Source organism: Sharpea porci, assembly GCF_009695655.1.
Lineage (GTDB): Bacteria > Bacillota_I > Bacilli_A > Erysipelotrichales > Coprobacillaceae > Sharpea > Sharpea porci.
The window spans coordinates 29785-43524 of record NZ_VUNM01000022.1 but is presented as its reverse complement, the minus strand read 5'-3'; the positions used below and the strand labels follow the sequence as shown (position 1 = coordinate 43524).

The 13740-nt window shown below is 34.8% G+C and carries 6 protein-coding genes; all 6 read left to right on the top strand.

Annotated features, from left to right (window positions below; translation table 11 throughout):
• Positions 1–1115: hypothetical protein (locus FYJ79_RS12440; RefSeq protein ID WP_229771441.1), on the top strand; the 1115-nt coding region annotated here is incomplete at its 5' end.
• A 1069-nt stretch (positions 1116–2184) separates the two neighbouring features.
• Positions 2185–3522, top strand: coding sequence for a DUF7601 domain-containing protein (locus FYJ79_RS09125; protein ID WP_154517207.1), 1338 nt, complete (start codon positions 2185–2187; stop codon positions 3520–3522).
• Positions 3506–3991, top strand: coding sequence for a signal peptidase I (lepB, locus tag FYJ79_RS09120; protein ID WP_154517204.1), 486 nt, complete (start codon positions 3506–3508; stop codon positions 3989–3991). Before FYJ79_RS09125 ends, lepB begins: the two co-directional genes overlap by 17 nt.
• Positions 3988–4665, top strand: a complete 678-nt coding sequence (locus FYJ79_RS09115) for a class B sortase (RefSeq protein WP_154517201.1) — start codon at positions 3988–3990, stop codon at positions 4663–4665. The genes lepB and FYJ79_RS09115 overlap by 4 nt, the downstream gene beginning before the upstream one ends.
• A 29-nt stretch (positions 4666–4694) precedes the next feature.
• A complete protein-coding gene (locus tag FYJ79_RS09110; RefSeq protein ID WP_154517198.1) occupies positions 4695–5213 on the top strand; it encodes an LPXTG cell wall anchor domain-containing protein in 519 nt (172 codons plus the stop codon).
• A gap of 24 nt (positions 5214–5237) precedes the next feature.
• On the top strand, positions 5238–13604 hold the full coding sequence (locus tag FYJ79_RS09105) for a BspA family leucine-rich repeat surface protein (RefSeq protein WP_154517195.1): 8367 nt from the start codon (positions 5238–5240) through the stop codon (positions 13602–13604).
• Positions 13605–13740 lie beyond the last annotated feature (136 nt).

Genomic DNA, 13740 nt, shown 5'->3' with positions numbered 1-13740 from the left:
TCGAAGGCACTGATACTGAATTGGACAACCCAGAAGCCGGTGACAGAGTGAAGACAGGCGAAACAGACGAAGGCTGGTATACAGTCAAGGACCCAAATACAACTATTGGTGAAAAGTATGCAACAGACAACGATACACTCAAACCTAAATTCTTGAAGGATAAAGACGGTAAGACATACCAGCTTACAGCTAAGGAAGTACGTGCTGACTCAGATCCTAAGGATGGTAGCGTCAAGAAGGATACACAGTACATCAAGTACGAATACAAGCTCATCAGCGGCGGTGCTGTCAGAGTGAAATACTTCATCGAAGGCACTGATACTGAATTGGACAACCCAGAAGCCGGTGACAGAGTGAAGACAGGCGAAACAGACGAAGGCTGGTATACAGTCAAGGACCCAAATACAACTATTGGTGAAAAGTATGCAACAGATAACGATACACTCAAACCTGAATTCCTGAAGGATAAAGACGGCAAGACATACCAGCTTACAGCTAAGGAAGTACGTGCTGACTCAGATCCTAAGGATGGCAGTGTTAAAGCTGATACGCAATACATCATTTATGAATACAAGCTCATCAGCGGCGGTGCTGTCAGAGTGAAGTACTTCATCGAAGGCACTGATACTGAATTGGATAACCCAGAAGCCGGTGACAGAGTGAAGACTGGTGAAACAGACGAAGGCTGGTATACAGTCAAGGACCCAAATACAACTATTGGCGAAAAGTATGCAACAGACAACGATACACTCAAACCTGAATTCCTGAAGGATAAAGACGGCAAGACATACCAGCTTACAGCTAAGGAAGTACGTGCTGACTCAGATCCTAAGGATGGCAGTGTTAAAGCTGATACACAATACATCATTTATGAATACAAGCTTGTTGAGGAAACACCAAAAACACCTGAAAAGCCTCATAATGATGAACCTAAAAACAATACTCCTAAGTTAGAAGAAAAGAAAACTACAACCCCTGCTCCAAAGACAAAACAAACAAAATCTAAAGCAGTAAAAACTGGTGATGATACAGTCTTATGGATTTATGTTCTTCTTGCAGGTATTTCTATTTTAGGTGGTATTCTTGTATTAAAAAGAAATAAAGCTACTCGTTAATAAAATAAGAAAACATCAATCTGAAAATGATTGATGTTTTTTTTTGATAGAAATTATTGATAATCTAATAAATATCATAAAGATAAAAGTACAAGTACGAATTATGAAAATATTTATGAATTTTTCGTACTTTTTATTCTTATGAATAGAATTTAAAATATGTTTACATGAAAGAGAAATTGTCTGGAGAAACATCGTTCTTTCATGTTTAGTATTCTTTTATAAATGATCCCTAGTATAATAAAGCATACGATAATATCCTGAGGCTCAACGTTCTTTTTTTATTTCCCACGTCCTATTCAATAATTAAAGAGCGTTTTCAGTTACGATCTTCGCCTAACTAGAAAGTAGCTGATGAGAGCAAATTAATAGTAAGTTATGACGAATACGTTACTCCTTCCAATTATTAACTCTCTAAGAGTTAGAATGAGTGTTCTTTCATGACTTACTTTTTTCATATTTTGAATACTTTATAAATATGGATTGAAATAATTATACTAATGCGTATATTATCTTTTATTTTTGTATATTTAGTATGATGTTCAAATAGAAAAATGTGCATTATAAGCGTAGAATTTAAGCAAGTAAAGCAACTTGCTTTTTTATTTTTGTCAAGTACAAGTTACGTATAATTAGCCACATATTCGGCACTAGAAGCAATACTCAATATCATTTAAAGTAAGCGTGAACAAAGATATGTTGTTGTGGGTAAACATATCACACTTTCTGTTTAAAGATGATGGCTGAGAATTTGTCTCTTGAGCAATATTCAAATTTTCCCAATTAGTACACTAGATTTAATTAGAGTTCCAATCATCATCTTTTCCCACATTATTCTTAATAATTTGAAAGATTGAAGATGTTAGGTTTTATTAATCCTTTTCAATAAATGTTTTGCTGAATCTTTTGTTTATTGTAGAGGGAAATTGATCTATTAGATCTGTGTTGTTGTATGAATTGAAAGAAATGTGTGTGTGTTTCTTGGATTGTATAGCTATAGGTCTTTAGGAATAAAGAAAGCATTTTATAAAGTAAGGAGGAGCGATTAGCTTTCGTCGCAAGGGAATTTATGAAGAAGAAATTTATGAAATTAAGCACAGTAAGTGCAATGACATCAATCGCATTATTAGCAGGACCTATGATGAATGTTTATGCGCAAGGTACTGTTAAGGGGACAACAGCTACTTTTGATAAGTATTTGGTAATGGAAAAGAATGCCAATGTTCCAAATGCAACATTCACATTTAATATCTCTACACCAACAGATGATGAAATGCAAAGTGTAGCCAATCCTACTAATACACAGCTTACAGTAAGAAAAGGTATTGGTGCGCCAATAGCATCCCCTACTACATTTGCACCTGGTGATGAAACATTTGGTACACCACAAAAGACACGTACAGCTACAACAAGCACATCAGCTACTGATTTTCAAGATGATCAGGTAGAAGGATTAGCAGCTACAAAGAAATATGCCAAGAAGGCTTCAACAGTTGATTTTTCAAATGTGACATTCTCAGAACCAGGTGTTTATCGTTATAAAGTTACTGAAAATGAAACAAATGAAAAAGGTGTTTCAACAGATAAGAATCCAAGATACTTAGATGTTTATGTATCAAGTGATGATAGTGGCAATCTTGCTATTATGGGATATGTTCTACATACAGCTGATGAAAATCCAGCACAGGATGGCACAAATCCAGCAAACAAGAATAAAGGCTTTACAAATAATTATACAACATCAGATCTTACTCTTACAAAGAATGTTACAGGTAACCAGGGCTTCAGAGATCAGTACTTTAAGTTCACAGTAACTGTTTCAAACCTAGATGCCAATGCAAGATTGTTTGTGACAGATAACGCTGGCAATAAAACTTATCATGCGACAGACACAGTGGCTTATAGCTATAATGCTGAAAACGGAACAAGAACTGATGGCCAGAAGAGATTTGTTGCTGCAGTAGGCTCTTTTGCAGATATTACAGAAGGTACATCAGATGACATGAAAGGACTTGCATTGAATGTGAATGATCAAGGTGCAGCAACATTTGATGTCTATCTAAAGAATGGTGAAACAGTAAAGCTAAATGGCTTAACAGCTGATGCAAAATATACAATCACTGAAACATCAGAGGACTATAAGGCAACAGCTAAAAAAGACAATAAAGAGCTTAACTTAACACATGAAGATCAGAATCATACAGATGGCACAGAAGAACAAACTCTTACTGACAATGATGATATTGTATTCATCAATGATCGTGAAGGTGTTGTACCAACTGGTGTATTCCATAACAATCGTACACAGCTGACAATTGGTGGTATTGCTTTAGCTTCTGCCGCTATCGCTATTGTTGTGACAAAGCGTAGAAAACAGAACGAAGCAAGACATGAAGAAAATGAGTAAATCGATGTATCGATGGATGTGGCCACTAGAAAAGATTGCCCTTTTCTTGGTGGCTACATCAATCATATTTATGTTTGTTTTCAGTATTCATATGGCAAATGGAGCATCGATGTATCCTACAATTAGTGATGGTGAAATATGTTTGTTCTTTAGGCTTGATACACCAGAAAGAGAAGATATCGTGTCCTATATATATAATCAAAAATTATATATGGGTAGGGTTGTAGCGATTGCTGGAGATAAGGTTAGTGTTGATCATGGAAAGCTTTATGTAAATGGTTATGAAAAGGAATCATTTTATGAAGTAAGTGGACAGGTGGCTGAACATATTGTAGGAATTCAATCCGTCTTTATTATGAATGATTATCGTACTGATCAAAATGATTCACGTAAGTTTGGGGAGATGCCTATTGATCATATTGAAGGTGTCTATTTTGCATCAGTTAGAACAGGTGGTCATAGCGCATGAGTAAGTATGAAAGTGTTGCCTATTTCCTCATCAACAAGACGATCAACATTATTATTACATCATCCATTGTGATTATGTTCTTATTAGGTGGTTATTGCTTCTATATGCAAGAGCGTCAGCTTGATCAGGCAGGTGCTGGATATCTTGGTTATACGTTAGATGAACTTGGTGCTGTTGGCTGGATTGATATTGATCATACCAATATTAATCATCCTATTATGCAAGGTAAAAATAATGGTGAATATTTAAACAAGAATCCTTTAGGACAGTTTTCTTTGTCAGGAAGTATCTTTCTTGATGCATCAGCTTCTTCTGATTTCTCTGATCCCTATTCTGTTATTTATGGACATCATATGGATAAGGGTAAGATGTTTGGAGCTTTGGATGCATATAAGGACTTTCAGTATTTGAAGAAACATGCCAAGGGACATCTGAAAACAAGAAAAAAAACTTTAACAGTTCATATTATTACATGTATTGAAGCTGATGGTACAGATCAGAATATCTTTGATGGTAGTTCTCACCAAGATACACAAGCTATTCTTCATGTTATTGATGCAAATAAGAAGAATGGTGTGATGCCTTTTGATCGCACGAAAAAGATTATTGCATTAGCTACATGTAATGATGTTACTTCTACAAAGCGTATTATCGTATTTGCTTCAATTGATTAAATTATCATTATTATAGGAAAGGCAAAGACATGAATAAAATAAAGAAACAGCTCATAATAGCTTTTGTTCTTATCATGACAATCGTACTCATGAAGCCAGTATATGGGCAAACAAAGCCTATAGAAGTAGAAATACCTGTACATGTTGATGCTAATGAGCATGTAATCACAATTACTTCACTTGATGCTCCCCTTCCTGCCAATCGTACACAGGTTTTAAAGAATGAAACAAAGTCTTTTACTGTAAAGCTTTATGAGCCAAAAACATATCATTATACATTGATAGACAGGAATGGACAGCGGTTCACTACTGTCATTTTTGTTTGGGTTGATAGCGAGAATCGTCTTCAGGCAACAATCTCAGCAACACAAGATGGTGAACATAAGGCAGATATTACTTTTGAAGAGCCAAAAAAGAATCAAAGTACACCCCCTTATAAACAACCAAAAACGGGTGACCAAACAAATATCAATATTTATGGATATTTATTAATTATTTCTTTTGTTGTTATTGGAATGATTGTACATACAAGGAAAAAGAATAAATAAGCTCATGGAAAGGAAGGAGATATCATGGCAAAGTATATAAAGCACTTCAATAAAAAAATGTTTGTAATCATGATTTCTTTGTTCATGATTATAACGTTAGTTGTACCTACAGGGATATATGCCTATGCTCAAGAGAATACAAATGGCAAGAATACAATAGAAGCCTTCTCTATTCAAATGGCAAAGGGCGCAAGTAAACAGGATGATGGGAAATATGTCTGGAATGCTTCTACAACATATCCTAACCATCGTTTTGTTTATCGTATAAATTTTGCACTTTCAGGTATTGGTGATATCGCTCCAGGAGATATCCAAATTACTATTCCAAAAACAATTCTCAAGGACCGTAATGGCAATGTGGCGGATAGTATAGAACTTTCGGTGCCAACAGAAGAAGATGCTCAGAAAGCTGAAAGTGATGGTGATACAAATACGATTAATGAATATGCTTGGAAAGAAAGCGATGATGGCCAAAGTATTATCATTTACAATCGTGTTAAGAGAACTTCAGGAGAACAGGGATCAATTGAAGTTTCCTTTAGCACTACAGAAACAACCTATGAATATGTTGATATGGGTGGAAGTGAACCATTTAGTGCACATCTAGAAGTCACAAATGATGGCCATGTAGCTAGTGCGGATAGTGAGAAGATTCCTGTTTATATTAATACGACGGCACAGATTCAATCGACATCAAAAGGCTTCGTTGGCAATAAGCCTGAAGTTATCAGACAGTGGGATCCTTCATGGGGCACACAGCCAGAAAATACAAAAGGCAAGTATTTCCTAATCTGGGAAATTGTGACAAGAATACGAGGCAATCAAACACAGCCATTCACATTGCAGCTTGATGACACACCAGCTACTGAAGGCGTACAGGTTGTTGGCTATCGTATGTCGTCAGAAGAATATAATACAAAGAATACATTTGAGAATTTGCGTTTGGCACCTTCTAGTGAAATGAAAGTAACAAATTATGTTCTTACTGCTTATGATCCTGGAAAGTATGCCAATATGGATACCTATGATATTAAGAATGATATTAAAGCAACAGTGATTCCTATTGATGGAGTTGATGCTCCTACCTCAGCTACTTCCACAAAGACATTTACTTGGGAGAATCCTAAGTTCACACCTTTAGTTGGAAGTTATCTAGGAAGAAAATTTGGGAATAATAACTGGTATGAGAAGTTTAAGACTTATTGGGATTATGCTTCTTATGATTTAGATCAGCTCCAGGATGGTAAAGTGAATAGTCTTGATAAATTTAAATATTATATTGAACTTTTAGCTTACCCTTATCCTAAGACTGTAGATGGTCCTGCTGATGATCCTAATAGTTATGGAAAGAAGAAAGTAAATTATGAACTTACGGATGATACTTTATATCTAGATGATGATATCAAACTTCTTCAATCCGATAGTAAGGAAGATAAATATTCAATTCCTGAACAAGCTAAAAAGCTAACAAAAGATGACTATCGTTATTTAGGTGCTCAATGGGGTGTTCAATATGAAATGAGACAATTTGATCAAGAAACACAAAAGTTTGAAAAAGATCCAAATGCTCATCCATCTCAAGATGATATCATTCATTTCTTTGGTAAGATTGATAATCAATGGATAGAAGTTGCTTCATACAATATAGGAACGAATACATCAGAAATTAAAAAAGCTGATATCGTGGATAAATTGGATAGAAGTAAAATTACTTTTAAAGATCACTCACTTGTCACAGGCTTAAGAATAACGACATCAAATGCATATTATTCTACAACACTTTATGCCTATCCAATGATTAGTCTTAAGAATTCAGACTATGTCATGAAACAAATCAAAGACAAGAATAACATCAAGCTGCATAACTTTGCAGATATGAGATTGACTGATGAAAAAGGCGAAGAAATCTATAATGTCCGCAGATACGCCTTTGATCGTGCTATCCGCCCTAAGAAATCATCGAGTCTTAATAAGTATGTTGTTTCAACAGGTAATGATACAGCCAGGAAGGCATTTGTCTTAAGATGGCGTATAAGCCAACAAGAAACCATAAGAACCGATACAAAAGAAGATTACGTTGTACAAGAATCGGGTCGTTTCTATGACTTATTGCCTAAAGGAACACATCTTCAAAAAGGCAGTGTGGCGATTCAAACTGAAAAAGGCTATCTCTCAAAAAACTCATTCACATATAAGATTATTGAAAACTATATGCAGAGTGGTAGAGATTTAATTACTGTTGAGATACCTGTTCAAGCGAAATATTATAACCTGTATCTTAATGCAGTTATGGATTGGAATGCGATTAAGGATTATGGTACGGATATTATTAATCCAGTAGCTTATGAAACAGGTAATGATACTATAACTAATGGCTATCCTGATGACGCTAGAACACTGACTGGTGAAAATAAGGCTTACATGATGAATCTAGATGATACAACTAATGCGAAGAAGTTCCTTTATGACCAAGAACCTTATGCAATAGATAGCCTTACTTCAGCCATTGCTGGACTTAAGAAGCAGGTCAAGGAAGCAAGAGATCAACAATATACATATGATACAACAACATCACATAATAGCACTTATGCCTATCAGCTTAGATATGAGAATACCTATACAACAACAGCTAAGCATCTTGTTTTCTTTGATTCATTAGAAAACTATGTTGGTGATGGAAAGAAATCAGATTGGCATGGTATATTCAAATCACTTGATCTTTCCCAGCTACGAGATAAAGGAATCTCCCCTACTGTCTACTACAGTACAAAAGAGAATCTTGTTATTGAAAATAATCATGATCTTACAAATACGAATATTTGGAAAGTCCTTGATGAGAATACGGATCCTTCAACAGTAAAAGCCATAGCGATTGATTGCTCGAAGAAAGCAGATGGCTCTGATTTCATTCTGCCTGAAGGTGACTCATTAAGTGCCTTCATATATATGCAGGCTCCTGATGAAGTAACTGGTGATACAAATCGTTATTTATCAGCCTACAATAATGTCTATTTAAGTGATACACTTGTTGATTCTAATAATAATGAACAAACATATTTTATTCATCAAGATTATACAAAAATAACACTAAGAATTACGGCGAATATCAAAATCCATAAACAATCTACTGAAGATGAAGATCAAAGCATTGAAGGTGCTAAATACTCTCTTACAGGTACTTCTGATTATGGAACAAAAGTAAATATAACTGAAGTAACAGGTCAGAATGGGGATGCGACATTTGAAGAAATAGAAAAAGGGACTTATACACTTAAAGAAGTCTCTTCCCCTTCAGATTGGTTATTAGATCAAACCGAATACCAGGTTATTATAGATGCTAAAGGACAAGTAACTATTCGTAAGAAAAATGATACAAAAACTCTTAATCAAAAGAATAATGCTTATATATTAAAAGATGCTCCAAGAATACATGGTGATTTAAAGTTCTTTAAAAGAGATTCTGTTGATAAAACTAAGGGTATAGAAGGTGCTAAGTTTAGAATTGAAGGTACTTCGGCATATGGTAATGATATTCTTCTTTATGCTTCTTCAAATGATTATGGTGTTGTTGAATTTAAGGATATTGAATATGGTATTTATCATTTAAAGGAAGTGGGAACACCAGAAAACTATATTCCAAACAATAAGGAATATACGGTTATTGTGGATGATCATGGAAATGTAGGTATTGAAAATAGTACGATGGATAAACAGGGCAATGTGATTATTTACAATGAGCCTTATCATACTATCCAAATATCAAAACAATCATCCTACGATGATAGCTTACTTCCAGGGGCAGTCTTCTCACTTAAGGGTTCATCAAATACCGGGGCAACAGTCAATCTGACTGCTACGTCACAGGATAATGGACTTGTCACTTTCAATAAGCTTGAAGCAGGCAATTATATACTTCAGGAAACAAGTGCACCAGCAGGCTATAACCTTGATACCAATAAATATACTGTTGTCTTAAAGAATGATGGCACATACACAATCTCAGGCTTAAAAAAGAATGACTCAGGTTATTATCGTATCAACAATGAAAAACAAAAAGATGGAAAAATCGTTGTCAAGAAGTTCTGGAAAGACAACAAAACAAATAATAACCGCCCTACTCCTGTTATTCATATCACAACCGACATCAACAAAGTCCCTTCCTACGTTATGTGGAGAGAAGATAAAACAAGAGATGCGAATGTTGGCCCAGGTAATAGTGCTTTTTTTGCACTAGCATCAAGTAATGAGTTAGCTGATAAGATCACAAAAGTTATTGAAGAAACAGATGCTTCAAAAGTACCATCCAACGCCATTCGTCTTGATCGCAATTTCGATAACCCTGATGCCTTATATAAGATCTATGGATGGAAAGATGGCACAGAACTCCATTATTATACAAATGCTCAATCCATTCGTATGACGGATACAAGTATAAAAATGTTTAGTGCTATGCAAAATGTTAGTGCTATAGATCTGTCTAAGTTTGATACATCTAAAGTAACAACAATGGCTACTATTTTTCAAGGATGTAAAAATTTACAAAGTTTAGATCTTTCACACTTTAATACGTCAAATGTTAAGGATATGAATTATATGTTCTGGCGATGTGATAACTTGAAAAATCTTAATATTTCAAGTTTTGATACTTCGAAAGTAACAAACATGAGTAATATGTTTGATAATTGTGTTAGTCTAACGAATTTGGAGTTATCATCCTTCAATACATCTCATGTCGTTAATATGGCTTCAATGTTCTATCATTGTTTAAATCTTACAAATTTAGATGTATCACATTTTGATACATCTAATGTAGAATATATGTCCTTTATGTTTGATACATGTCAATCTTTAACTGAGCTTGATGTTTCCCATTTCAATACAGCTAAAGTCAAATCTATGAATTCGATGTTTTATGGCTGTAAAAATTTAACGGAATTAGATGTGACAGGATTTGATACATCAAAGGTGGAATACATGTCTGGCATGTTTAATGCCTGTATTAATTTACGCTCTTTAGATCTTACAAACTTTAATACTTCGAATGTAAAAACTATGAGTGCAATGTTTCAGGATTGTCAAAAACTTGAAGATATAGATTTATCTCACTTTGATACATCGAAAGTGCAATCTATGCAATATATGTTTTATAACTGTAAAAGTTTTAACGTGTTGGATGTTAAGAACTTTGATACGTCAAAGGTTAATGATATGAGCAATATGTTTTTTGGCTGCAGTAATATAGAGAGTTTAGACTTATCTACCTTTAATACATCTCTAGTTAAAGCGATGGGTTATATGTTTTATAACTGTGAAAAGTTAAAAAAGCTTGATGTGAGTAACTTTGATACATCGCAAGTTACGACAATGAGTTATATGTTCTATAACTGTAAATCACTAGAGACTTTAGATCTTTCCAACTTTTATACACCTAAGCTTACTAATATGGAAAAGATGTTTTATGGTTGTAGTAGTCTTACGAAACTCAATATCGAGAACATAGATACTTCAAAAATCACAAATATGTCATACCTCTTTTATAATTGTTCCCAACTCCAATCCATTGACCTTTCTAACTTTAATACTTCTCTTGTAACGAATTTTAGTTACATGTTTAGTTCTTGTACAAATTTAAAAGAAATAAATCTAGATTCATTTGATACGTCAAAAGTAACGAATATGGCAAACATGTTCTACAGTGATAGTGCACTATTAAGTTTGGATTTATCTCATTTTAATACATCTCAGGTTACGCAAATGCAAGGTATGTTTAGTTCATGTAGCCAGCTAACCAATATCTATGTGTCAGATCAGTGGGATACTAGTAATGTAAAAACGAGTTATGATATGTTCTGGAAAACATATTTATTACCAAACTTTAGTGCTACGTTTACTGATAAGAATCGTGCTTATTATGATGGTGATGGAAATGGCTATCTGACATATAAAGCTTATAGTAAGCCTACTCTTGCTTCTTCTCTTGTAGCTACGGCTAGATCAATAGGGCATGCTGCTATGAACTTGTTGGAAAAACTTCAGTTAGTTACTGTTGTTCATGCAGAAGATGGTACGTATTCATCAGATACTGATGCGACGATTACTAAAGATGGTGATGAATGGACTTATGAATTTAGTGTTGCTGATGATAAGGCTACTTATTATGCCTGGGAAGAAGATCTTGATGGCTATATATCGACAGCCTATGCTTCTTCACCTACTGAAACAACAAAAGAGCAACCTGCTCAAATCACCAATACAGCTAATAATTATAGTGAACCAAAGACTTATGACTTTACTCTGACTAAGAGTATAGATGGAAAGAAAATGGTTGATAAAGTTGTTCCTGATGTCAGATATGCCCATACACCTAATGTGGGTGATCAAGGCAATCAGCTTACAAACTATGATGGTAACTTGAATACGAATGATGTTATCACAATTCCTGGTGCATCAAAACTTAAAGTACAAATCACTTATGGTGGTGAAACATCAAATTATGACTGGTTATGTATGTGGCAAGGAGTTCATCCTGACTTTAAAGCCTCTAAAAACAGTAACACATCACTCATTGGCAAGATAGGTGGTGGTTACCATTTAAATGCTTCTAACACAAAACAATATGATGTTGATGGTAACAGTGTGACATTCTCCTTCCGTTCTGATAGTAGTGGATTCGGTGATGGTTATGGCTATTATGCAACAGTAACAGGTTATGATGCCAATGGAAATGTTGTAACGAAGACTATTAAGGCAGAGAGCGGTGAAGCTAGCAGTTCAGTACCTCAAGAATACCAGGATAAATCCTATGTATTTACTGTGACACTGAATGGAAACAAGATTTCTGGAACACAGATTTTTGGGGATACGGTCTTTGAAGATGGTATTGCGAAGGTCTCACTTAAGCCTGGTGAAAGTCTCCACTTTACTGACCTCCCAGAGAATACAACATATAAAGTCAAAGAAGATGAATATAAAGGACTTATCGCAACAAGTGAAAATGACTCAGGAATACTCAACGCTTCTCAAAACAACCCAACTGTTTCATTTGTGAATCATTATCAAGAAGAAACACTCGTACCTAAAAAGACGAATGGCTTTACTTTAAAGAAAGAAGTCAATGGTTTCCACCAAAATGATGATACTGCCTATAAATTCCATATCATCTTTAAGAACCTCGTTCCATCAACAACCTATGGTTATGGCAAGACAAGCTTTACTTCTCATGAAGATGGTTATGCGGATTTAGCATTCAATCTTACCAAGGATGAAAGTGTACAGTTTGATAATTTACCTGTTGGAACACTCTATAAGATCTCAGAAGAAGCAGGTGACTATTTACCTTCTTACAAGATTGAAAACAAAGCATCAACAGGTCATATTGCCCAGTCTGCAGATAACAAGGATGAAACAAATACACCACTTTCAACATCCTGGGAAACAGTTGACGATCAAGAACAAATCATAATTTCATTCACAAATACAGTTAATAAATACCAAAATCTCATGCTCAAGAAAGAAACAACAGGTGGTAAGACGGACGAGAAGTTTAAGTTCAATGTACATTTCTCGAATGTTCCTAATGATGGTTTTATGTCCGATGCTGGTAAGGTTATTCCTGATGATAATGGTGAAGCCGATGTTACTGTATTGTTGGCTGCAGGTGAAACAATGACATTTGAGAATATCCCTGTTACGACAAAATACCAAATAATGGAGAAAGCCAATATTGGGCAAGCTTCCTATACGATTACAGCACCACAAAATGGTCATTATGTAAACAATCATGGTGAAAACCAAGGTGTAAACAAGGATTTATCAACTGATGTAGAAACAGTGGATGAAGGTGAAGATGCAACAGTAGTCTTCACAAATAACATACCTGATCTTGCAGAAATTACGTTAAAGAAGAAAGTGACAGGTATCTTTGGTGATCGTAATAAGTACTTTAAGTTCCATTTCACACTCACTAACGCCCCTGAATCTACACAACTTAGTGTTGATTTAGGACATGCGAGTGAAAATGCAGATGGACATAAGAACCCCCTCTTTATTAAATCCGACAGGCAAGGTGTAATACAAGCAGACATCTATTTAAAACATGGTGAAGAAGTTGTTATTAGGAATGTGCCTAAGCAAGCAACTTACAGTATTGTAGAAATGGTTGAAGGCTATCATGTATCTCACCAGATTAATAATGAAACCCCTGTTGTATCAAAAGATATCAATAATCATCCTGTTGCTCAGGATATGGTTGTTTATATTAATGATGCAAGTGGTTCTATGCCTATAGGTTTATGGAAAAGTAAAGTACTGATTTATATCTTTATAAGCATAATTATGATTATGGCGTTAATTCTTATAATCTTGTTATTTAAGAGACGTACACTACATTAAAGGTTATCTATGATGAGTTCTTCTGTTATTTGTCATATGATATTCCTTCTAAAAAGAAGAACTCAATCATAATCAGTGAATACAAAGAAAGGTATGGATGATCATCCATACCTTCAATTGAATAAAGAGGTGAGTT